Source organism: Saccharothrix espanaensis DSM 44229 (genome assembly GCF_000328705.1).
GTDB classification, from domain to species: Bacteria; Actinomycetota; Actinomycetes; order Mycobacteriales; family Pseudonocardiaceae; genus Actinosynnema; species Actinosynnema espanaense.
In genome coordinates this window covers 5,225,331-5,250,058 of the sequence record NC_019673.1, presented here as the reverse complement: position 1 = coordinate 5,250,058, position 24,728 = coordinate 5,225,331, and the positions used below count along the sequence as shown (strand labels likewise).

Annotated in this window: 10 protein-coding genes and 1 pseudogene; 10 read left to right on the top strand and 1 reads right to left on the bottom strand. The window is 75.5% G+C overall.

The features are described from left to right. Positions 1-19 precede the first annotated feature (19 nt). From BN6_RS22930 to BN6_RS42240, 10 genes and pseudogenes are all read left to right on the top strand, one after another. Positions 20-8,251 (top strand): type I polyketide synthase, encoded by an 8,232-nt coding sequence (locus tag BN6_RS22930; RefSeq protein ID WP_015102128.1) that lies wholly within the window; start codon positions 20-22, stop codon positions 8,249-8,251. Between the two features lies 1 nt (position 8,252). Continuing rightward, positions 8,253-14,267: pseudogene (locus BN6_RS22925) on the top strand (SDR family NAD(P)-dependent oxidoreductase); the annotation flags it as partial. An 83-nt stretch (positions 14,268-14,350) separates the two neighbouring features. After that, a complete protein-coding gene (locus tag BN6_RS22920) occupies positions 14,351-15,142 on the top strand; it encodes an SDR family NAD(P)-dependent oxidoreductase (RefSeq protein ID WP_173430494.1) in 792 nt (263 codons plus the stop codon). Between the two features lie 31 nt (positions 15,143-15,173). Further along, positions 15,174-15,572: an ester cyclase gene (locus BN6_RS22915; protein ID WP_015102125.1), complete on the top strand. Its 399-nt coding sequence runs from the start codon at positions 15,174-15,176 to the stop codon at positions 15,570-15,572. Then, positions 15,569-16,021, top strand: a complete 453-nt coding sequence (locus tag BN6_RS22910) for a nuclear transport factor 2 family protein (protein WP_015102124.1) — start codon at positions 15,569-15,571, stop codon at positions 16,019-16,021. Before BN6_RS22915 ends, BN6_RS22910 begins: the two co-directional genes overlap by 4 nt. A gap of 172 nt (positions 16,022-16,193) precedes the next feature. Continuing rightward, entirely contained in the window at positions 16,194-17,864 is a 1,671-nt protein-coding gene (locus BN6_RS22905; protein ID WP_015102123.1) for an ABC transporter substrate-binding protein, read from the top strand. After that, the gene (locus BN6_RS22900) at positions 17,861-18,796 is read left to right on the top strand and encodes an ABC transporter permease (RefSeq protein ID WP_015102122.1); all 936 of its coding nucleotides are present in this window, start codon (positions 17,861-17,863) and stop codon (positions 18,794-18,796) included. Before BN6_RS22905 ends, BN6_RS22900 begins: the two co-directional genes overlap by 4 nt. A gap of 5 nt (positions 18,797-18,801) precedes the next feature. After that, complete coding sequence (locus BN6_RS22895; protein ID WP_015102121.1) at positions 18,802-19,617, top strand: ABC transporter permease; 816 nt, start codon at positions 18,802-18,804, stop codon at positions 19,615-19,617. Then, a complete protein-coding gene (locus BN6_RS22890) occupies positions 19,614-21,368 on the top strand; it encodes a dipeptide ABC transporter ATP-binding protein (RefSeq protein WP_015102120.1) in 1,755 nt (584 codons plus the stop codon). The genes BN6_RS22895 and BN6_RS22890 overlap by 4 nt, the downstream gene beginning before the upstream one ends. Before the next feature lie 692 nt (positions 21,369-22,060). After that, positions 22,061-24,265 (top strand): AfsR/SARP family transcriptional regulator, encoded by a 2,205-nt coding sequence (locus tag BN6_RS42240; RefSeq protein WP_015102119.1) that lies wholly within the window; start codon positions 22,061-22,063, stop codon positions 24,263-24,265. Here the strand turns inward: BN6_RS42240 and BN6_RS22880 are convergent. Continuing rightward, complete coding sequence (locus tag BN6_RS22880; protein WP_015102118.1) at positions 24,252-24,608, bottom strand: nuclear transport factor 2 family protein; 357 nt, start codon at positions 24,606-24,608, stop codon at positions 24,252-24,254. The two genes, BN6_RS42240 and BN6_RS22880, sit on opposite strands and share 14 nt — an antisense overlap. Positions 24,609-24,728: the final 120 nt, after the last annotated feature.

The window sequence follows — 24,728 nt, the reverse complement described above, 5'->3', positions numbered from 1 at the left end:
GAGCGAAAGGCACGCCCAGATGAGCAGCGACGACCGGATCCGGCAGCTCCTGCTGAAGGTGACCGCGGAACTGACCGGCACCCGCGACCGGCTCCACGCGGTCCGGCACGAGCCGATCGCGATCATCGGCACCGCCTGCCGGTTCCCCGGCGGCGTGGACACCCCGGAGGACCTGTGGCGGCTGGTCGCGGCGGGCGGTGACGCGGTCGGGCCGTTCCCCGGCGACCGGGGCTGGGACCTGGCCGCCCTGCACGACGCCGACCCGGACCGGCCCGGCACCTCGCACACCCGGCACGGCGCGTTCCTCGACCGGGTCGCCGACTTCGACGCCGAGTTCTTCGGCATCTCGCCGCGCGAGGCCCTGGCCACCGACCCGCAGCACCGGCTGCTGCTGGAAACCACGTGGGAGGCGGTCGAGCGGGCCGGTCTGGACCCGGACGCGCTGCGCGGCACCGACGTCGGCGTGTTCGTCGGCGTCAACGGGCAGGACTACGCGGCCCGGCTGCCGACCACCCCGGCGTCGGTCGAGGGCTACCTCTCGGTCGGCACGGCCGCCAGCGTGGCCTCGGGCCGGATCGCCTACACCTTCGGGCTGGAGGGGCCGGCGATCACCGTCGACACCGCGTGCTCGTCGTCGCTGGTCGCGCTGCACCTGGCGGCGAAGTCGCTGCGCTCGGGCGAATCGTCGCTCGCGCTGGCCGGCGGCGTCACGGTGATGGCCTCGCCGTCGTCGTTCGTGGAGTTCTCCCGGCAGCGCGGCCTCGCCGTCGACGGCCGGTGCAAGCCGTTCGCCGACGCCGCCGACGGCACCGGCTGGGGCGAGGGCGTCGGGGTGCTGCTGCTGGAACGGCTGTCCGACGCGGTGCGCAACGGTCACCGGGTGCTCGCCGTCGTGCGGGGCAGCGCGGTCAACCAGGACGGCGCGTCCAACGGCCTGACCGCGCCCAACGGGCCGTCGCAGGAGCGGGTCATCCGCGCCGCGCTGGCCGAGGCCCGGCTGGAACCGTCCGACGTGGACGTCGTGGAGGCGCACGGCACCGGCACCCGGCTGGGCGACCCGATCGAGGCGAACGCGCTGCTGGCCGCCTACGGGCGCGGCCGGTCCGCCGACCGGCCGCTGTGGCTGGGGTCGGTGAAGTCGAACCTCGGGCACACCCAGGCGGCGGCCGGGGTCGCCGGGATCATCAAGGTGGTCGAGGCGCTGCGGCACGGCGTCCTGCCGCGCACCCTGCACGTCGACCGGCCGACCTCGCACGTGGACTGGTCCGGCGGCGAGGTGCGGGTGCTGGAGCGGGACCGGCCGTGGCCGGCGGGCGAGCACCCGAGGCGCGCGGGCGTGTCGGCGTTCGGGGTCAGCGGCACCAACGCGCACGTGATCATCGAAGAAGCCCCCGAGGTCGCCGAAGCCCTCGCCCCCGAGACCGCGGACGAGGTCGTCGCCACGCGTCCGCTGATCGTGCCGTGGGTGGTGTCCGGGCACACGCCGGCAGCGCTGGCGGCGCAGGCCCGGCGGCTCGCCGACGTGGCCGGCGATCCCGCCGACGTCGGGTTCGAGCTGGCCGGGCGGGCGCTGCTCGCCGAACGGGCCGTGGTGCTCGGTGCCGACCGGGCCGCGCTGGACGACGGGCTGCGGGCGTTGGCGGCGGGGGAGTCCTCCGCCGCCGTCGTGCGCGGGACGGCCGGCGGCGCGTCGGCGTTCCTGTTCACCGGGCAGGGTGCGCAGCGGGTCGGCATGGGCCGTGAGCTGTACGAGGCGTACCCGGTGTTCGCGGCGGCGTTCGACGCCGCCGTCACCGAACTGGACCGGGAGCTGGGCACGAGCGTCGCCGCGGTGGTGTTCGGGACCGGCGAGGGCTCGCTGGACGACACGATGTACACCCAGGCCGGGGTGTTCGCGGTCGAGGTCGCGCTCTACCGGCTGCTGGAGTCCTGGGGTGTGCGGCCGGACTTCGTCACCGGCCACTCGATCGGCGAACTGGCCGCCGCGCACGTCGCCGGCGTGTGGTCGCTCGCCGACGCGGCCAAGGTCGTCGCGGCCCGGGGCCGGCTGATGCGCTCGCTCCCGGCCGGTGGCGCGATGGTGGCGCTGGCGGCCGACGAGGACTCGGTGCGGGAACTGCTCGACGGTCTGTCCGATGTGGACGTCGCGGCGGTCAACGGTCCGCAGGCCGTCGTCGTGTCGGGTGCCGAAGCCGCCGTGCTCGCGGTCGCCGAGCGGGTGGCCGCGACCGGGCGCAAGACCAAGCGCCTGACCGTGTCGCACGCCTTCCACTCGCCACTGGTGGAACCCGTGCTCGCGGAATTCCGGGCGGTGGTGGCGCAGGTGCTCGCGGCGACGCCGGAGATCCCGGTCGTGTCGGCGGTGACCGGCGGCGCGGTGAGCGCGGAACTCGCCGACCCGGACTACTGGGTGCGGCACGCCCGGCGCGCGGTGCGCTTCGCCGACGCCGTCGCCCACCTGGTGGCGGCGGGCGTCGACACGTTCGTGGAGATCGGGCCGGACGCGGTGCTCACCGCGTTGGCCGCCGACAGCGCGCCGGACGCCGTGCTGGTGCCCGCCCTGCGCGGCGACCGACCGGAGGTGCTGTCCGTCGCCACCGCGTTGGCCACCGCGCACGTGCGCGGGCTCGGCGTGGACCGGTCGGCGGTGTTCCCCGGCGCGCGCCGGGCGGACCTGCCGACCTACCCGTTCCAGCGGGACCGCTTCTGGCTCGACCCGGACACGACACCGGCCGACGCCGCCGGGTTCGGCCTCGCCCCGGTCGACCACCCGCTGCTGGGCGCGGCCGTCGCGCTCGCCGACGACGGCGGGCTGCTGCTGACCGGCCGGCTCGCGCTGCGCACCCAGCCGTGGCTGGCCGACCACGCCGTGGGCACGACGGTCCTGGTGCCGGGCACCGCGTTCGTGGAGCTGGCGATCCGCGCGGGCGACGAGGTCGGCGCGGACGTGCTGGAGGAACTGGTCGTCGAGGCCCCGCTGCCGCTGGGCGAACGGGCCGTGCAGGTGCAGGTGGCCGTCGGCGCGCCGGACGGCGGCGGACGGCGGAGCGTGGCCGTGCACTCCCGCCCCGAGGGCGACCACGACTGGACCGCGCACGCGCACGGCAGGCTCGCGCCCACCGGGGCCGCGCCGGAACGGCTCGACGCGTGGCCGCCCGCCGCCGAACCGGTCGACACCACCGGGTTCTACCGGGCCCTGGCCGACGCCGGACTGGCCTACGGGCCGGTGTTCCAGGGCGTGCGGGCGCTGTGGAAGGACGGCAACACCCTCTACGCCGAGGTGACCGCCGGTGACGTGGACGGGTTCGGCGTGCACCCGGCCCTGCTCGACGCCGCCCTGCACCCCGCCGCCCACGACACCCTGGCCACCACCCCGCCCGGCCGCAACCGGCTGCCGTTCGCGTGGCGTGGCGTCCGCGTGCACGCCGCCGGGGCGACCGCGCTGCGGGTCAGGCTCACCACCGCGGGCGACGAGATCGCCCTGCTCGCCGCCGACCCGCAGGGCAACCCGGTGGTCGCCGTGGCGGGCCTGCGCACCCGGCTGGTCGACGCGGGCGAGCTGGGCGGAGCCGGCCCGCGCGACGCGCTGTTCACCGTGGACTGGACGCCGCTGGGCCCGGTCGAACCCGGCCGGACCCCGGTCGTCGTGCTCGACGCGCCCGCGCCGACCGGTGACGTGATCGCCGACGCGCACACCTCGACCGCCGCCGTGCTGGCGGGTCTGCGCGACCACCTGGCGGGCGACGACGAGCGGACGCTGGTCGTCCGGGTCCGTGACGGGCTCGCGCACGCCCCGGTGCGGGGCCTGGTGCGGGCCGCGCAGACCGAGCAGCCGGGCCGGGTCGTGCTGCTGGACAGCGATTCCGACGTGCTGCCCGACTTCGGCGACGAGCCGCAGCTCCGGGTCCGCGCCGGGCAGGTGTCGGTGCCCCGGCTGGCCCGCGCCGCCGACCCCGGCCCGGCCCGGCCGTGGGACCCGGCGGGCACCGTCCTGATCACCGGCGGCCTGGGCGCGCTCGGGGCCGAGTTCGCCCGGCACGCCGTCGTCGCGCACGGGGCCCGGCACCTGCTCCTGCTGGGCCGCCGAGGCGCGGACACGCCCGGCGCGGCCGACCTGGTCGCCGAGCTGACCGCGCTCGGCGCGCGGGTCACCGTGGCGGCCGTCGACGCCGCCGACCGGGCCGCGCTCGCCGGCGTGCTCGCCGCGATCCCCGCCGAGCACCCGCTCACCGCGGTCCTGCACACGGCGGGCGTGGTGGACGACGGCGTGATCGGCGCGCTCACCCCGGAACGCGCCGCGGCCGTGCTGCGGCCCAAGGTGGACGCCGCCTGGCACCTGCACGAGCTGACCGGCGACCTGGCCGCGTTCGTCCTGTTCTCCTCCGTGGCCGGGGTGCTCGGCAGCGGCGGGCAGGGCGCGTACGCCGCCGCGAACACGTTCCTCGACGCGCTGGCCGAGCACCGGGCGGGCCTCGGGCTGCCCGCGCGGTCGCTGGCGTGGGGCATGTGGGAGCGGGCGAGCGGGATCAGCGGCCACCTCACCGCCGCCGACCACGCCCGCAACGCCCGCGCGGGCATCCGGCGGATCGACACCGCCGGCGGTCTCGCCCTGTTCGACACCGCGACCCGGCTGGCCGACCCGGTCGTGGTCCCGGCCCCGCTGGACCTGGCGGCCGTCCGCCGCGCGGGCACCGTGCCGGCGTTGCTGCGCGGGCTGGTGCGCCCGGCCCGGCGAGCCGCCGCGACCGACGCCGTCACCCTGTCGCTCACCGAACGGCTCGCCGGCCTCGACCAGCCGGCACGGGCGGCCGCGCTGCTGGAGTTGGTGCGGACCGAGGTGGCCGTGGTGCTGGGTGCCGCGCCGTCCGCCATCGGGCCCGGGAAGGCGTTCCGCGACCTCGGGCTGGACTCGCTGACGACCGTCGAGCTGCGCAACCGGCTCGGCGCGGCGACCGGGCTGCGGCTGCCCGCGACCCTCGCCTTCGACCACCCGACCTCGGCCGACCTGGTCGAGCACCTGCTCGCCGAACTGCTGCCCGCCACCGTGCCCGCCGCCGGGCCCACCGCCGTGCGCGCGCCGGTCGCCCCGACCGCGCGGGTGGACGAGCCGATCGCGATCGTCGGCGTGGCGTGCCGGCTGCCCGGCGGCGTCGCCTCGGCGGACGACCTGTGGGAACTCGTGCGCGACGGCCGTGACGCGGTCACCGGCTTCCCGGACGACCGGGGCTGGGACCTCGACGCCCTCTACGACCCCGACCCGGACCGGGTGGGCACGTCCTACACCCGGCACGGCGGGTTCCTGCACGACGCGGGCGACTTCGACGCCGAGTTCTTCGGCATCTCGCCGCGCGAGGCGCTGGCCACCGACCCGCAGCAGCGGCTGCTGCTGGAAACCGCGTGGGAGGCCGTCGAGGGCGCGGGCATCGACCCGACCTCGTTGCGCGGCTCCCGGACCGGCGTGTTCGCGGGCGTGATGTACCAGGACTACGCGCCCCGTGTCGGCGAAGCGCCCGCGAACCTGGAGGGGTTCGTCGCCAACGGGTCGGCCGGCAGCGTCGCGTCCGGCCGGATCGCCTACACCTTCGGCTTCGAGGGCCCGGCCGTCACGGTGGACACGGCGTGCTCGTCGTCGCTGGTCGCGCTGCACCTGGCCGTGCAGTCGCTGCGGACGGGCGAGAGCGACCTGGCGCTGGCGGGCGGGGTCGCGATCATGGCGACGCCGTCGGTGTTCGTCGAGTTCTCCCGGCAGCGCGGGCTCTCGGCGGACGGCCGGTGCAAGGCCTACGCGGGCGCCGCCGACGGGACCGGCTGGGCCGAGGGCGTCGGCCTGCTGCTGGTCGAACGGCTTTCCGACGCCCGCCGCAACGGCCACCGGGTGCTCGGGGTCGTGCGCGGCACGGCGGTCAACCAGGACGGCGCGTCCAACGGCCTCACCGCGCCCAACGGGCCGGCCCAGCAGCGGGTGATCCGGCAGGCGCTGGCCAACGCCGGGCTGACGCCGTCGGACGTGGACGTGGTCGAGGGCCACGGCACCGGCACCACCCTCGGCGACCCGATCGAGGCGCAGGCGCTGATCGCCACCTACGGCCGCGACCGCACCGGCGACCCGCTCTACCTGGGGTCGCTCAAGTCCAACATCGGGCACACCCAGGCGGCGGCGGGCGCGGCCGGGATCATCAAGGTGCTCCAGGCGTTCCGGCACGACCTGCTGCCCCGGACCCTGCACGTGGACGAGCCCAGCCCGCACGTCGACTGGTCCGCCGGGTCGGTCGAGCTGCTCACCGAGGCGCGGCCGTGGCCGGTGACCGGCCGCCCGCGCCGGGCCGGGGTGTCGTCGTTCGGCGTCAGCGGCACCAACGCGCACGTCATCATCGAGGAGGGCGACCCCGAGCCCGTGCCCGCCGAACCGGTGCCGGCCGGGCCGGCGCTGCCGTGGGCACTCTCCGCCCGGACCCCGGACGCGCTCGCCGCGTGGGGCGAGTCGCTGGCGAAGCTCGACGCGGCGGCGGTCGCGGCGGCCCTGCCGGGGCGCACGGCGTTCGCCGAGCGGGCGGTCGTCGTCGGCGACCACGCCACCGGGCTGGCCGCGCTGTCGGCCGGCCGGTCCGCGCCGAACCTGGTCACCGGCACCGCCGGCACGCCGGGCCGGACCGCGTTCGTCTTCCCCGGCCAGGGCTCGCAGTGGCCGGCGATGGGCGTGGAGCTGCTGGACACCGCGCCGGCGTTCGCCGCCCGGTTCGCCGAGTGCGCCGCCGCCCTGGCCCCGCTGGTCGACTTCTCGCCGGTCGAGGTGCTGCGCGGCGCGCCGGGCCTGGACCGGGTGGACGTCGTGCAGCCGTTGCTGTGGGCGGTGATGGTGTCGTTGGCGGCGCTGTGGGAGGCGCACGGCGTCACCCCGGACGCCGTCGTCGGGCACAGCCAGGGTGAGATCGCCGCCGCCACGGTCGCCGGCGCTCTGTCCCTTGTGGACGGTGCGCGGGTGGTCGCGCTGCGCAGCAAGGCGATCACGGCGTTGTCCGGGCAGGGCGGCATGGCCTCGCTCACGCTGCCCGTCGAGCTGGTGGCCGAGCGGATCGCCCCGTACGGCGACCGGGTGTCGGTGGCCGCCGTCAACGGCCCGACCGCCGTCGTGATCGCCGGGGAACCGGACGCGCTCGCCGAGATCGTCGTCGCCGCGACCGCCGAGGGCCTGCGGGCGCGCACGATCGCGGTCGACTACGCGTCGCACTCCGCCCACGTCGAACCGATCCGGGACGAGATCCTCGCCGCCCTGGCCGACATCGCGCCGCGCACCTCCGACATCCCGCTGTTCTCCACGGTCACCGCCGACTGGATCGACACCGCCGGGCTGGACGCCGAGTACTGGTACACGAATCTGCGCCGGACCGTGCGCTTGGAGGAGGCCGTGCGCGGCCTCGCCGAAGCCGGCCACGAGGTGTTCGTGGAGATCAGTCCGCACCCGCTGCTCACCACGGGCGTGCAGGACACCGTCGAGGCGGCCGGGACGGGCACGCCGGTCGTGGCGGGTTCGCTGCGCCGCGACGAGGGCGGGCTCGACCGGTTCCGCCGCTCGGCCGCCGAGCTGTGGGTGCGCGGCGTGGCCGTCGACTGGGCGGCGACGACCGGCCCGGCCGGGAGCACCGCGCTGCCCACCTACCCGTTCCAGCGGGCCCACTACTGGCTCGGCCAGGCCACCGCCGCCGGGCGGGCGCGGGCCGACCTGCCCGCGCCCGACCCGGCGGCCGGCACCCGGCTGGTGCGCGGGCTCGCCGGGCTCACCCCGGACGAGCGGGCCGCCGCCGTGCTCGACCTGGTGCGCGGCGAGACCGCGACCGTGCTCGGGCACGGCGACCCCACCAGGCTGGCCGACGGGAAACCGTTCCGGGAGCTGGGGATGGACTCGCTGACCGCCGTCGACCTGCGCAACCGGCTCGGCGCGGCGACCGGCCTGGCCCTGCCCGCCACGCTGGTGTTCGACCACCCCACGCCGACCGCCATCGCCGACTACCTGGTGGCCGAGCTCGGCGGCGGCGAGGTCGACCGGTTCCCCAGCGCCGACGCGTCGGTGGACTACCTGGAGGCGGTGTTCGCCGCCGGCGACAACCCGGAGCTGGCGGCCCGGCTGCGGGCCCTGGTCGACCGGCTGGGCACGCCCGTCGTCGACGGCTTCGACCTCGACGCGGCCACCGACGACGAGCTGTTCGCGTTCATGGACCACAACACCGAGGAGCGGGTCGACCATGGCGAGTGACGAGAAGCTCCGCGAGTACCTCAAGCGGGCGCTCGCGGACTCCCAACGGGCGCAACAGCGGGTGCGCGAGCTGGAGTCGAGCAGGCGCGAGCCGATCGCGATCACCGCGGCGTCCTGCCGGCTGCCCGGCGGCGTCCGCTCCCCGGAACAGCTCTGGGACCTCGTCGCGGCCGGGACGGACGCGATCACCGGGTTCCCCGCCGACCGGGGCTGGGACCTCGACGGCGTCTACGACCCCGACCCCGACGCGCTGGGCACGTCCACCACCCGCGAGGGCGGGTTCATCGACGGCGTCCCGGACTTCGACGCCGAGTTCTTCGGCATCTCGCCGCGCGAGGCGCTGGCCACCGACCCGCAGCACCGGCTGCTGCTGGAAACCGCGTGGGAGGTGCTGGAGCGCGCCGGGCTCGACCCGGCGGCGCTGCGCGGCACCCGCACCGCGGTGTTCGCCGGGATCGCGGGCGAGGACTACACCCCGCGCGCCGCCACCCCGGCCGAGGTCGAGGGCTACCTGGGCACCAACACGCTGCGCAGCGTCGCGTCCGGCCGGGTCGCCTACACCTTCGGGTTCGAGGGCCCGGCGGTCACCGTCGACACGGCGTGCTCGTCGTCGCTGGTCGCGCTGCACCTGGCCGTGCAGTCGCTGCGGGCGGGGGAGTCCGACCTGGCGCTGGTCGGGGCCGCGTCGCTGATGGCCACCCCGTTCGGGTTCGTCGAGTTCTCCCGGCAGCGCGGGCTGTCCCCGGACGGCCGGTGCAAGGCGTTCGCCGCCGCCGCCGACGGCACCGGGTGGGCCGAGGGCGTGGGCTGGCTGCTGGTGGAACGGCTCTCCGACGCGCAGCGCGCCGGCCGCGAGGTGCTGGCCGTCGTGCGCGGCACGGCGGTGAACCAGGACGGCGCGTCCAACGGGCTGACCGCGCCCAACGGCGGCGCGCAGCAGCGGGTGATCCGGGCCGCGCTCGCCGCCGCCCGGCTGGGCCCCGCCGACGTCGACGTGGTCGAGGCGCACGGCACCGGGACCGTGCTGGGCGACCCGATCGAGGCGGGCGCGATCATCGCCGCCTACGGGCCGGACCGCCCCGAGGACCGGCCGCTGTGGCTGGGCTCGCTCAAGTCCAACATCGGCCACACCCAGGCCGCCGCCGGCGTCGCCGGGATCGTCAAGCTGATCGGCGCGCTCAAGCACGGCGTGCTGCCGCGCACCCTGCACGTCGACGAGCCGACCCCGCACGTGGACTGGTCGGCGGGCACGGTCCGGCTGCTCACCGAGGCCCGGCCGTGGCCGGAGACCGGCCGCCCGCGCCGCGCCGGGATCTCCTCCTTCGGCGTCAGCGGCACCAACGCGCACGCCATCATCGAACAGCCCCCCGTGCCCGAACCGCTGCCCGAACCGCTCCCGGAACCGTTGCCGGAGCCGGGGGAGAGCGGCGCACCGGTGCCCGTGGTGCTCTCCGCCCGCACGGCCGCCGGTCTCGCCGCGCAGGCCGCCACCCTGGCCCGGCACGTCGAGGACCACCCCGGGCAGCGGCTCGCCGACCTCGCCTTCTCGCTGGCCACCACGCGCACCGCGCTGCCCAGGCGCGGGGTCGTCGTGGCCGCCGACCGGGCCGCGCTGCTGGCCGGGCTCGACGTGCTGGCCCGTGAGGGGCAGGCCGCCGACGTGGTGACCGGCACGCCCGGCGGCGGTCTTGCCGTGCTGTTCACCGGGCAGGGCGCGCAGCGCTTCGGCATGGGCCGAGAGCTGTACGCCGCGCACCCCGAGTTCGCCGCCGCGCTCGACGCCGTGGTGTCCGAAGTGGACAAACAAGGCGACGGGACCCGGTCGTTGCGGGACATCCTGTTCGCCGAGACCGACAACGGCGAGCTGAACGACACCGGGCACACCCAGCCCGCCCTGTTCGCCGTCGAGGTCGCGCTCTACCGGCTGTTCGAGTCGTGGGGCCTGACACCGGACTACGTGACCGGGCACTCGATCGGCGAGATCGCCGCCGCGCACGTCGCGGGCGTGCTGTCGCTGCCCGACGCCGCCGCGCTGGTCGCCGCGCGGGCCCGGCTGATGGCCGCGCTGCCCGCCGGCGGGGGGATGACCGCCGTGCAGGCCGGTGAGGACGAGGTGCTGCCGCTGCTCGCCGGGCGGGAGCACGAGGTCGGCGTCGCCGCCGTCAACGGCCCCACCTCCGTCGTGGTCTCCGGCGTCGCCGAAGCCGTTGAGGACATCGCCGGGCAGTTCGCCGCGCTCGGCCGCCGCACCCGGAAGCTCGCCGTGTCGCACGCGTTCCACTCGCCGCTCGTCGAGCCCGTGCTGGAGCCGTTCCGGGCCGTCGCCGAAGGGCTCGCCTACCACCCGCCGACGCTGCCCGTCGTGTCCAACCTGACCGGCGCGGTCGCCGACCCCGCCGAGATCGCCACCGCCGACTACTGGGTGCGGCACGTGCGCGGCGCGGTGCGCTTCGCCGACGTCGCCGGGCACCTCGCGGACGCGGGCGTGCGCACGTTCCTCGAACTCGGCCCCGACGGCGTGCTCACCGCCCTGGTCCGGGACGCCCTCCCCGACCGGCCCGTGCGGGCGCTGCCCGCGTTGCGCCGGGACCGGCCGGAGACCGCGACCGCGCTCGCCGCGCTCGGCCTGGCCCACGCGCGGGGTGCGCGCGTCGACTGGCCGGCGGTGTTCGCCGAGCACGACCCGCGCGCCGTCACCCTGCCCACCTACGCCTTCCAGCGCGACCGCTACTGGGTCGCCGACGTCGTCCGCCCGCCCGGCGCGGAGACCGCCGCCCACCCGCTGCTCGGCACGGTCGTCGGGCTGCCGTCCGGCGGGGTCGTGCTCACCGGCGCGCTGTCGGTGCGCAGCCACCCGTGGCTGGTCGACCACGCCGTCCGGGGCACGGTGATCCTGCCCGGCACGGCCCTGCTCGACCTCGCCGTCCGCGCGGGCGACGAGGTCGGCGCGACCACCGTGGCCGAACTGGTCGTGGCGACGCCGCTCGTGGTGCCCGCGCGCGGGACCGTGCGGGTGCAGGTCGTCGTGGACGAGCCGGACGGGTCCGAGCACCGCGCGTTCGCCGTGCACTCCAGGCCGGGCGACGCGGAAACCACCGCCGAGTGGACCACCCACGCCACCGGGACGCTCACCGCGCGCACCCCGGCCGCGCACCCCGCGCTCACCTGGCCGCCCGCCGCCGACCCCGTCGACACCGCCGACCTCTACGCCGAACTCGACGCGGCCGGCCTCCACTACGGGCCGGTGTTCCAGGGCGTGCGGACCGCGTGGCGCTCCGGCGACACGTTCTACGCCGAACTCGACCTGCCGGACACCGCGCGGGCCCAGGACTTCGGCCTGCACCCCGCGCTGTTCGACGCCGCGCTGCACGTGCCCGCGCACCACGACCTGGCCGCCAACCCGCCCGGCACCAACCGGCTCCCGTTCGCCTACCAGGGGGTGCGGCTGCACGCCTCCGGCGCGCGGTCGTTGCGGGTGCGGCTGACGCTGACCGGCGGCGACTCGCTGGCGCTGCACGCCGTCGACCCGTCCGGCGCGCCGGTCGTCTCGGTCGACGCCCTGCGGTCGCGGCTGATCACCGAGGACCGGCTGGCCGCCGCCCGCGCCGCCAACCAGGACACCCTGTTCGAGCTGGCGTGGACCGACGCGGGCGAGCCGGGCCCGGTGCCCGCGCACGACGTGCTGGAGGTGCCGCGCGCGCCCCGGGTCGGCGGCACCGCGCTGCCGGGCGAGGTCCGGGCCCGGCTGCTCGACGTCGTCGGCCAGGTGCGGGAGCGGCTCGCCGACGACGGCGACCGGCTGCTGGTGGTCGTCACCCGGGAAGCGCTCACCGCCGTGGCCGGCGACCTGCCCGACGGCGTCACCGCGCCGTTGCTCGGCCTGCTGCGCAGCGCCCAGTCCGAGCGGCCGGGCCGGATCGCCCTGGTCGACCTCGGCGCCGGCGACGTGTTCGACCCGGCCGTGCTGGGGCTGGACGAACCCCAGGTCGCGGTGCGGGCCGGCCGGGTCCTGGTGCCCCGGCTCGCCCGGGTCGCCGCGCCGGAGACCGGCGGCCGGGCGTGGGACCCGGCCGGCACCGCGCTGATCACCGGCGGGTTCGGCGTGCTCGGCGCGATCGCCGCCCGGCACGCCGTCCGCGCGCGCGGCGTGCGCCGGCTGGTCCTGGTCGGCCGGCGCGGCGCGGCCACCCCCGGCGCGCCCGAGCTGCTGGCCGAACTGGCCGAGGCGGGCGCGCACGTCACCGTCGCCGCCGGCGACGTCGCCGACCGGGAGTTCCTGGCGGCCGTGCTCGCCGCGATCCCGGACGAGCACCCGCTGACCGCCGTCGTGCACACCGCCGGCGTCGTCGCGGACGCCACCCTGGACACCCTGACCGCCGAGCAGGTCGACGCCGTGCTGGCCCCGAAGGCCGACGCCGCGTGGCACCTGCACGACCTCACCCGGCAGCACGACCTCGCCGCGTTCGTCCTGTACTCCTCGGTCGCCGCCGTGCTGGGCGGGCCGGGGCAGGGCGCGTACGCCGCCGCGAACACGTTCCTCGACGCGCTGGCCGTGCACCGGGCGAGCGTCGGGCTGGCGGCCACCTCGCTGTCGTGGGGCCAGTGGGCGACCCCGAGCGGCACCACCGGGCACCTCACCGAGGCCGACCTGGCCCGGTCCGCGCGCGCCGGGCTCCGGCTGATCGGCGACGAGCAGGGCACCGCGCTGCTGGACGCCGCGCTCCGGCTGGACCGGCCCACCCTGGCGCCCGCGCCGCTCGACCTGGCCGCCGTCCGGGCCCGCCCGTCGGCGGTGCCGGCCGTGCTGCGCGGCCTGGTCCGGCCGTCCCGGCGGGCCGCGAGCAGCACCGCGGACGCGCCCGGCCTGCGCGCCCGGCTCACCGGGCTCGACCCGGACGCCCGCCGCGCCGCGCTGCTCGACCTGGTCCGCGCCGAGGCCGCGGCCGTGCTGGGCACCGGGATCGACGCGGTCGAACCGGACCGGCCGTTCGCCGACCTCGGGCTGGACTCGCTGACCTCGGTGGAGCTGCGCAACCGCCTGGACACCGGCACCGGCCTGCGGCTGCCCGCCACCGCGACCTTCGACCACCCGGACCCGGCCGCGCTCGCCGCCCACCTCGACACCGCGCTGGGCGACCTGGCCGACGCCCCGCCCGCACCGGCCGGCGACGACCGGCAGGGCCCGCTGGCGACGCTCTACCGGGCGCTGGCCGGCAGCGGGCAGTACCCGGCCGCCGCCGAGATCATCGGCGTCGCCTCGCACCTGCGCGCCGCGTTCACCGCCGAGCAGACCCCCGACCACGTGCTCCCGCCGATCCAGCTCGCGGCCGGGCCCGGCCGGGTGAAGCTGGTGCTGTTCCCGGCGGTCAGCGCGATCTCCGGCGCGCACGAGTACGCCCGCTTCGGGCACAGCATGGCCGGTGAGCGGGACGTGCTCGTCGTGCCCTCGCCCGGGTACCGCGACACCGACGCGCTGCCCGACAGCGAGGACACCTACGTCCGGATGCACGCCGAGAGCGTCCAGGCGTGGGTCGGCGACGCGCCGTTCGTCATCGTCGGCCGGTCCATGGGCGGCTGCATCGCCAACGCCGTCGCCGCGGCGCTGGAGGGTGCCGGAATCGTGCCGCTGGGTCAAGTCCTGATCGACTCCTACCTGATCGAGAGCCCGAAGCTGCCCGGATTCCGGGACTGGTGGCTCCAGGCGATGCTGGACGGGATGCTGGAGCGGATCGAGCGCTACCGGATGGTGTGGAGCGACACCAGTCTCACCGCGATGGGCGGCTACGGCCGCATCCTGGCGGACTGGGCACCGCGGCCGATCCGGGGTCGCACCCTGCTCATCCGCGCGGCGCAACCGTTGCGCGGCACGGTCACCGACGGCCCGCACGACTGGCGGGCGTCCTGGCCGCTGCCGCACGAGGTGGTCGACGTGCCCGGCGACCACTTCACCGTGCTGGAGGAGCACGCCGAGACGACCCTGCGCGCGGTGCGCGACTGGATCACCACCTTCGGCTGAGCGGCCGACGGCCCGCCCAGAACCGACAGACCCAGAACCGACAGACCCAGAACCGAGAACAACGAGAGGACCGGACGAACCCAGTGTCCACACCAGAAGAGCCGACCCGGGTCGTGATCGTGACGGGTGCCGGCTCCGGCATCGGTCGCGCCACCCTCGACCTGTACACCGAGCGCGGCTGGAACGCCGTCGCGGTCGACATCTCGCCGCGCGGCCTCGCCGACCTGGCCGACCGGCCGGACGTGGCGACCGTGATCGGCGACGTCGCCCGCGAGCGCACCAACGCCGAGGCGGCCGGCGCCGCGCTGGAGCGCTTCGGCCGGCTCGACGCGGCCGTGCTCAACGCGGGCTACGGCGGCGGCGGCCCGCTGGAGTCGCCCGGCGCGCTCGAACGGCTCGCCGAGGTGCTCACCGTCAACGTGATCGGCGCGGCGGCGGGCATCCGGGGCGCGGCACCGGCGCTGCGCGCCTCGGGCGGTGGCGCGATCGTGGTCACCGCCTCGGTGTCCGGGCTGCGCGGCGACCCGTCGACGTGGGCCTACAACGCCGCGAAGGCCGCCCAGATCAACCTGGTGCGCGGCGCGGCGATCGACTACGCGCCGGAGAACATCCGGATCAACGCGATCGCCCCCGGCGGCACGGTCACCCCGATGACCCGGTCCCAGGTCGACCACCCGACGTTCGGCAAGACCATCGCCCGGCGCATCCCGCTCGGGCGCTGGGCGCAGCCGCGCGAGCAGGCCGAGGCGATCTTCTTCCTCACCTCCTCCGCCGCCTCCTACATCACCGGGACCGTGCTGTCGGTCGACGGCGGCCTGTCGGCCAACGGCGGCATCCTGCTCCCGCCGTCCGTCTTCGGCGAACCCCCGAGCTGACCACCACCCCCCCGAGCGAGAAAGGCGTGCAGTGAGCATCGAGGTCAACAAGGAAGTCGCCCGGCGGTACTACGAGGAGTTCGTCAACCAGCGCCGGCTCGACGTGGTCGACGAGATCATCGCCGAGGACGCGGTGGACGAGGCCGCGGGCGGCCAGGGCCGCGACGGGTTCCGGCAGCACGCGACCTGGCTGTGGGAGACGGTGGAGGACGTCAGGACCACCATCACCGAGCTGGTCGCCGAGGACGACCGGGTCGTCGTGTACTGGCGGATGGACGGCGTCCACCGGGGGAACATGTTCGGCGTCCCCGGCACCGGCCGGCGGTTCGTCGGCCACAGCGTCAGCCACCTCACCTTCCGCGACGGCCAGGTCGTGCGCTACCGCGTGCTGCCCGACCGGCTCGGCATCCTCCAGCAGGTCACGCCGTGAGCGCCGCGCCGACCCGGGAGGAGATCGCGGCCGTCGACCAGGTGTGCGCGCTGTTCCCGCACGTGTTCGACAACCGCGACCTCGACCGGTTCCCGCTGGTGTTCACCGAGGACGCGGTGATCCGGCTGACCATGGGCACCGGCCGCGAGGTGCGCGGGCTCGACGCCATCCGCGAGTTCGCGGTGGCCATCGGACCCGACCGGGTCGACCACCACACGCTGGACTCGGTGGTCACCCGCGCGCCCGACGACCCGCCGGACGTGCTGCGGGTGCGCAGCCGCTACCTGGCCGTCCTGGCCGACGGCGGCGTGACCAACGGCGACTACCTCGACGAGTTCCACCGCACCTGGGCGGGCTGGCGGATCGCGCTGCGCATCTCGGTGCCGCGCTTCCCGCGCGGCCCGGTCGTCCCGGTGCCCGACGAGGTCCTGGCCCGCTGGCTGCCCTGACCCCGGCCGCGGGTGCCCCGGTCCAGGGGCACCCGCGGCGAGTAGGGGGCGCTAGGGGTGGGCAGGGGTGCCTCCACTTCGGATCCCCGGACTACGGTCGGTTCAGCCCTGTGGCGGATTCTCGTTGCCGCCCAAGGGAAATCAGGCAACCGACGTTGTGGAGCACCCCACCATGCCCAGGCGCAGAGCCACCGTAGAGTCCCCGTCGCGCCGGGTCGCCGCCCTGGTCTGCGGTCTCGTGCTCGCCCTCGCCGCGTGCGGCGGCGGGGCGGGTGCCGGACCCGGCCCGGCGGCGAACCCGGTGCCGGGCGGCGAGCTGACCTTCGCCGTGGACAGCGAGCCCGTCTCGTTCGACGTGCACGTCAGCCCGCAGGACATCACCGGCGAGATCCTGCGCAACGTGTTCGACTCGCTGGTGTCGGTCGACGCCGAGGGCCGCTTCACGCCCTGGTTGGCCACCTCGTGGGAGATCGCGCCCGACCTCAGGTCGTACACGTTCCACCTGCGCGACGGCGTCGAGTTCACCGACGGCACTCCGTTCGACGCCGCCGCCGTGAAGGCGAACTTCGACCGGATCGCCGACCCCGCCACCAAGTCGCAGCTCGCGGCCAGCCTGCTCGGCCCGTACGCGGGCACCGAGGTGGTCGACCCGCGCACGGTGAAGGTGACCTTCACCGCCCCGTTCGCGCCGTTCCTGCAAGGCGCGAGCACCACCTACCTCGGGTTCTACTCGCCGAAGGCGTTGGCGGACAACGCCGACAAGCTCGCCGGCGGCGGACCGGTCGCCGTGGGCACCGGGCCGTTCACCTTCACCGCCTACACCAAGGGCCAGAGCATCGTCCTGGGCAAGAACCCGGACTACAACTGGGGTCCCGAGGGCTCCGCGCACACCGGCGCGGCCTACCTGGACAAGCTGACCGTGCGGTTCCTGGCCGAGGACTCGGTCCGGGTGGGCGCGCTCACCAGCGGCCAGATCCACGTCGCCCGCGCCATCGCGCCGGTCGACATCCGCACCTTGGAAGCCAACCCGGACGTCACGCTGCTCAAGAGCGACATCCCCGGCGGCAACTACAACCTCTACCTCAACGCCTCGAAGGCCCCGTTCGACGACCCGCTGGTGCGCAAGGCCGTCCAGCGCGCCATCGACGTCGACCAGGGCGTCAAGACCGTCTACTTCGGACAGTACAAGCGGGCGTGGAGCCCGTTGTCGCCCAGCACCACCGGCTACGACGCCAAGCTGGACAACAGCGTCCGCTTCGACCAGGCGGAGGCGGGCAAGCTGCTCGACCAGGCCGGCTGGACCACCAGGGACTCCGACGGCTACCGCACCAGGAACGGCGCGCGGCTGGTCGTCAAGTGGCCGCTGATGCCGCCGCCGTACCTGCGCGAGCAGCGTGACGTGCTGGGGCAGGCGTTCCAGGCGGACCTGAAGAAGGTCGGCGTCGAGGTGGTCCGCGACCAGCCCGACATCGGCACGTTCATCAAGCAGGTCTACGGCGGCGAGGGCGACTTCACCGACTACAGCTGGAACCGGTTCGAGCCCGACGTGCTGTGGCTGTTCTTCAACAGCGCCAGCCAACCCGGCAAGGGCGGCCAGAACGCCACCTTCACCAAGGACGACGAGCTGGACCGGCTGACCGAGGCCGGCCGCGCCACCGCCGACCCGGCCGCCCGCGCCGAGTCCTACGCCAAGGTGCAGCAGCGGTCCGTGGTCGACCTGGCCCTGGTGCTGCCGGTGTACACGCCGGTGAACTCCGCGGGCGTCGGCAAGTCGGTGCGCGGCCTGGCCTACACCCGGGACGCCCGGCTCGGCTTCTACGACGTCTGGCTCGACCAGAGGTGATCCGCCCGCTCCTGCGCGGAGCCGCGAACCGGGTCCTGGCCGCGCTCGCCGTCCTGCTGGGCGCGGCCAGCCTCGCGTTCGCCGCGCTGCAACTCATCCCGGGCGACCCGGTCGCCATCATCCTGGGGCCGGCCACCCAGGCGTCCGCGCAGGTGCAGCAGGCCATCCGGGCCGAGTACGGGCTGGACCAGCCGGTCGTCGTGCAGTACCTGCACTACGTCGGCCGGCTGGCCACCGGCGACCTGGGCCGGTCCTACCAGTTGCAGCGGCCGGTGGTCGACCTGATCGCCGACCAGGCCGGCCCGACCGCCGCGCTCGCCCTGGCCGCCCTGGTGCTCGCCGCGGCGGTCTCGGTCGGGTCCGCGATCGGCGCGGCCGGTCGCGGCCGGGTGGCCAAGGGGCTGGCCTCGGGCTGGGAACTGCTCGCCGTGTCCAGCCCGCCGTACTGGGTCGGGATCCTGCTGCTGTCGGCGTTCTCGTTCTCGCTGCGGTGGTTCCCGGTCTCCGGGGCGCAGGACCTCTCCGCGCTCGTGCTGCCCGCGCTGACCCTGGCGCTGCCGGTGGCGGGCGTGCTCTCCCAGGTGCTGCGCGAAGGTCTGGAAGCCGCGCTGGCCGAACCGTTCTCGGTGACCGCCCGCGCCCGCGGCCTGAGCCGGACCGCCGTGCGCGCCCGGCACGCGCTGCGGCACGCCGCCATCCCGCTGGTCACCCTGGCCGGCTGGCTCACCGGCTCGCTGCTGGGCGGCGCGGTGCTGGTCGAGGCCGTGTTCGGCCGCCCCGGCATCGGCGCGCTGACGCTGCAGGCCGTCACCAACAAGGACATGCCGCTGGTGATCGGCCTGGTGCTGCTGTCGGCGCTGGTGTTCGTCGTGATCTCCACCCTGGTCGACCTGCTCTACCTGGCGGTCGACCCCCGGCTGCGGACGAGGTGACCCGCGTGCGCAGGATCCCCCGCGCAGCAGTGCTGACCAGCGGTGCCGTCGTCGTCGTGCTGGCGCTGGCGGCCGTCGCGCCCGGCTGGTTCACCGCCGCGTCGCCGATCGACCCGGCCCCGGTCGACGCGCTGCTGCCGCCCGGCGCCGGGCACTGGTTCGGCACCGACGAGCTCGGCCGCGACGTGTTCGCCCGCGTCGTGCACGGCGCGCGCTCGTCGCTGTCGGTCGGCCTGGGCGCGATCCTCATCGCGGTCACGGTCGGCGCGCTGCTCGGCATCACCGCCGCGCTCGGCGGCACCGCGACCGACACCGCGCTGATGCGGCTCGCCGACGTGCTGCTCTCGTTGCCGGAGCTGATGCTGGCGCTGCTGGTCATCACCGTGCTCGGCGCGGGACCCGGCAACACCATGATCGCCATCGCGGTCGCGCTCGTTCCCGGCTACGCCCGGATGGTCCGGGCCGAGGCGCTGGTGGTCCGCCGCTCCGGGTACGTGGAGGCGGCCGTCGGGCTCGGGCTGCCGCGGGCCGTGCTGATCGCGCGGCACGTGCTGCCCAACGCGCTCGGCCCGCTGCTCGTGCTCGCCACGATCGGCTTCGGCACCGCCATCATCGCGGTGTCCGGCCTGAGCTTCCTCGGCCTCGGGGCCCGCCCGCCGGAACCGGAGTGGGGCTCGATGCTGTCCTCGGGCCGCAAGCTCCTCGCCGTCGCCTGGTGGACCGCCGTGTTCCCCGGCGCGGCGATCACGGTGGCCGTGGTGTCGGTCAACGTCGTAGGCCGCCGGCTCCAGGCGGCGTTCACCAGGAGGACGTCCGGATGAGCCTGCTCGTCGTCGAAGGACTCGACGTCACCTTCCCCGGCGTGCGCGCGGTGCGCGGCGCGTCGTTCACGCTGGACGCGGGGGAGTGCCTGGCGATCGTCGGCGAGTCCGGCTCCGGCAAGAGCGTCACCGCGCGGTCGCTGGTCGGCCTGGCCGGCGACACGGCGACCGTCCGCGCGGGCACCCTGTCGTTCGACGGGCGCGACCTGACCGGCGTCGGGGAGGCGGGCTGGCGGCGGGTGCGGGGCCGCGAGATCGGCCTTGTCCTCCAAGACGCCCTGGTGTCGCTGGACCCGCTGCGCACCGTGGGCGCGGAGATCGGCGAGGCGCTGCGCGTGCACGGCGTCGTGGACCGGGCCGAACGCCCCGCGCGGGTGCGCGAGCTGCTCACCGGCGTGGGGGTCCCGGAGCCGGACCGGCGGGCCCGCCAGCACCCGCACCAGCTCTCCGGCGGCCTGCGCCAGCGCGCCCTGATCGCCTCGGCGCTGGCGGCCCGGCCGCGCCTGCTGATCGCCGACGAGCCGACCACCGCGCTGGACGTGACGGTGCAGGCCCAGGTCCTGCGGCTGCTGCGCGGCCTGAAGGACGAGGGCACCGCCCTGCTGCTGATCAGCCACGACCTGTCGGTGGTCGCGGGCATCGCCGACCGGATCGCGGTGATGTACGGCGGCGTGGTCGTCGAGCACGGTCCCGTCCGCGACGTGCTGGAAGACCCGTGCCACCCGTACACGCAGGCGTTGATCGCGGCGGTGCCCGGAACGCGCCCGCGCGGCGTCCGGCTGTCGACCACCCCGCCGGACAACCCCGCGCCTGGCCCGGACGGCTGCCCGTTCGCCGCCCGCTGCGCCCGTGCCGACGACCGCTGCCGCACCGCGCTGCCCGAGCCCGTCCCCGGCCCCCGCTGCTGGTACCCGGCCCCGGCCGCGCCCGTGCCGGTCGACCTCACCGCCGCCCCGCCCCCGGTGATCGGTGAGCCGCTGGTCGAGGTCGTCGGCGTGTCGAAGCGCTTCCGCGCGCCCGACCGGTCCTGGTACGACGCGGTCAAGGACGTGTCGTTCACCCTCCGCCGCGGCGAAACCCTCGGTCTGGTGGGCGAGTCCGGCTCCGGCAAGACCACCGCGGCCCGCATCGCCCTCGGGTTCACCACCCCCGACGCGGGCGAGGTCCGGTTCCTGGGCGAGCGGTGGAGCGGGCTGCCCGAACGCGCCCGGCGGGCCCGCCGCACCCGGATCCAGACCGTCCACCAGGACCCGCTGGGCTCGTTCGACCCCCGGTACACGGTGCGACGCCTGATCGCCGAAGCCGTCGCCCGCACCGGCCGGCGGGGCCGGGACCGCCGGGACCGGGTCGCCGAGCTCCTCGACCAGGTCGGCCTGTCCCGCGCGCTGCTGGACCGCCGCCCCCGCGAGCTCTCCGGCGGGCAGCGCCAGCGGGTGTCGGTGGCCCGCGCCCTGGGCACCGAGCCGGACGTGCTGGTCTGCGACGAACCCGTCTCGGCGCTGGACGTCTCGGTGCAGGCGCAGATCCTCGACCTGCTGCTGGACCTGCGCCGCGAGACCGGCGCGGCGCTGCTGTTCATCTCCCACGACCTGGGCGTGGTCCGGCACGTGAGCGACCGGGTCGCGGTGATGACCGGCGGCGGGATCGTGGAGACCGGGCCGGTGGACGACATCTTCGACCGACCGGCGCACCCTTACACCCGTGAACTGCTCGCCGCGACGGCCATCCCGGTGGGTGTGCCCGGCCGGTGACCGCGCGGTGGGCGCGCGGTGGGCGCGCGCCGGGCCCGGGTGCCGCCGAACACGGCCGACCGGTGGCGGAGTTTGGTTGGATCGACCCGGTGGCGGCCGGCCCCGGAGGGTGCCCGGCCGCGGCAGTGGCAATGGACCGCGGCGCAGTCGATCCGACTGAATGGGCGGTTGTGCTGAATGGATTTCGCGTGGTAATTTGCGCGGGAAGCGGTCTGGTCAGCGGGGGTTGGCACCGCCGGCGGCGCTCGGCGATTGTTTCGCTTCGCGTCGCGACTGTGTTGTGGGTGTGCTCTGGGGGTGAGTACGTGGTTCCACCACGGCAGCAACAACGCCGAACAATTCTCGCATTCGACCGGGTGCGTCTTTGTGCGCTGGATCTCAGGGCCCGGTCGCGACAGCCGCGCCGCCGGTAGGGTCGCCGTCGGGTGGCGGGCCGGGTCGACCGGTTCCGCACCACGGCCGGCCTGCTCGAACAGCGCGCCGCTGACCAGCCCGGAACGCCTGTCCCGTCGCGGGCACCCCTCCCCGTGACGTCGGGCCCTCCGCGTGGCCGGCGTCGTCCGCCGTGTGGCGGGAACTCCGCCCGAATCGTCTGGCCGCGAATTGCCGCGGGGCGGTGCCACCCACTCCGCGACCGATGCGCGCGGGCAGCCGGGGCCGATTCGCCATCATGAGTACTTGGGGGAGAAATCATGATTCAGTTTCGACTGCTCGGTCCGCTGGAGGTCATCCGCGACGACGAACGGGCCGCGCTCGGCGGGGTGAAACAACGCGCGCTGCTCGGCCGGCTGCTGCTCGAACCGAACCAGGTGGTCGCCGCCAGCCGATTGGTGGAATCGCTGTGGTCGGACGACGCGCCGCCGGTCACCGCGCGCAAGATCCTGCAGAACTCGGTCTGGTCGCTCCGGTCGGTGCTGGGCGCGCTGCGCGCGGGTGCCGCCGTGCCGGCGCTGATCACCCAGTCGCCCGGCTACCTGCTCAGCGTGGACGAGGACCTGGTCGACGTCCACGCCTTCTACCGGCAGTTGGAGCTGGGCCGCAAGAAGATGGCCAACGGCCTGCCGGCGGAGGCCGCCGGCATCCTGCGCGACGCGCTGGACCTGTGGCGCGGTGACGTGCTGGCCGACCTCGCCGAGGTCGGCCTGGTCTGGCCCGAGTCGACCATCGTGGAGAACGCCCGCACCGACGCCCGGGAGCTGTACTTCGAGGCCGAGATCGAGTCCGGCCGGCACCGCGAGGTGATCGGCGGCATCGAGAAGATGGTGGAGACCGAGCCGCTGCGGGAACGGGCCCGCGGCCTGCTCATGCTGGCCCTGTACCGGTCCGGCCGGCAGACCGAGGCGCTGAACGTCTACAGCCGCACGCACGCCGAGCTGGTGGACCGGTTCGGCCTGGAACCCGGGCCGTGGCTGCGCTACCTCCAGCAGCGGATCCTGTCGCAGGACCCGGCGCTGGACGAGCGCGGCCCGGCCGCCGCGCCGGACGAGGTGCCCGCCGGCCGGCCCGCCGACCTGGCGTCGTGGCTCGCCCCCGACTCCGCCCCCGACTCGGCCGCCGACGACGAGTTCCTGCGCGACCTGCTGGGCACGCCGGGCGTCGCGGTGCCGGCCCCGCCGCCGTCGCACCGGCGCGAGGCGACGGTCATGATCGTCCGGGCGCACGTCGGTGCCGGGGCGAGCAGCACCCACCCGGTCGGCGTGGACGAGCTGCTCGACGGGATCCACACCCTGGTCCGGACCGGCGTGGAGTGCTGCGGCGGCGAGATCCTCGCGTCGGTCGGCTCGGCGACGATCGCCCTGTTCGACTTCGCCGACCCGCGCGAGAGCGCCGCCAAGGCCACCCAGCTCGCCCTGCTGCTGCGCGACAGCCTGGACGTCTCCGACGAGCACAAGCACGGCCTGACCATCCGGGCGATGGTGGCGACCGGAGACCTCCAGTGGCACGCCGACGCGTCGCCGCGCAAGAGCCGGGTCTCGGCCAACGGGACGCTGCTGGACCAGTGCTGGGAGATCTTCCCGCAGGTCCCGGTCGGGATGATCTGGGTGTCCGACCGCACCCGGTCGCTGACCGCCGACCAGGTGTCCTACCTGGCCACCGCCGGCGGCGAGGTGCCGTACTGGGTCGCCGAGGCGCCGTCGGTGGACTACCCGGTCGACACCAAGCCGTTCATGGACCGCGAGCACGAGATGGAGATCCTCCAGCGGATGTTCGAGCGGGTCGAGCGGCGCAGCATCCCGCACCTGGTGACCATCCTGGGCGGTCACGGCACCGGCAAGAGCCGGCTGCTGATGGAGTTCTGCCGGCTGCTGGAGGACACCGGCCGGCCGGTGCCGCTGATCGTGCGCTACCGGGTCAGCCGCTCGGTGAGCATCGACCCGTCGGCGGTGCTGCGGCAGTTGCGCTCGCCCGACCACGACCCGGCCCGGCCGGTGCACGACGCGGAGGACGTCGTGCGCGAGTTCGCCCAGCGGCGGCCGGTCGTCATCGCGGTGGACGACCTGCACCTGGCCGACGAGGCGACCCGGGGCTTCTTCGAGCGGCTCGGGTCGTGCAGCCGGTCCGGGATGCTGCTGGTGGTGGCGTGCGCGAACGAGAACTTCCACCGCCGGTTCCCGCAGTGGGGCCTGGCGCAGCCCAACAGCACCCGGATCCTGCTCGAACCGCTGTCCGTGGACGCGGTCGCCCGGCTGTTCGAGAACCTGCTCGGCACCATCGGCGAGTGCATCACCGAATCGACCTGGCGAATCTTCCACCGCATTTTCGGCGGGCCCGGCTCGGGTTCGGCAAAAAGGGCCCGGTTGCTCCGGGCGCTGCCCCTGGTGGTCGGCACGAATTCCTTTCCCGGCGACCACCAGGCGGGCGATTCGGTGGCCGTGAAGCAGTTCAGCAGCCGGTGAAGAATCCGTACAACCGGGCGATCCGACCGCCGTCGAGCCACGCCACGTCGAATCCGCCCACCACGGGCGCGCCGCCCGCCGGGCCGACCTGCCACGCGAAGTGCACCGCGTCGTGGTGGGTCAGCACCTCGCCGAAGGTGAAGCTCATCCCGCCGAAGTTGCGCTGCGCGGCGGCGATGTACCGGTCGATCGCCGGTGCGCCCTCGGCGGCGGTGTTCGGGTCGACGTAGGTCGCGCCCGGGGTGAAGACGTCGTCCAGCAAGGCCCGCCGCGCCCGGTCGTCCGATTCGTTCCAGATCGCGATGTACCGGCCGACCAGTTCGGTGACGGACTTCTCGTCCATGGCTCCGGATCCTATCAGCGGGAGTGGTGATTCCGGCGGCGGGGTGATACGCCGACCGGCGGTCGGCGCAATGGTCAGCATAGTGCGAAGGGTGGCCGGCGCCGATCTCTTCGGGTGCGG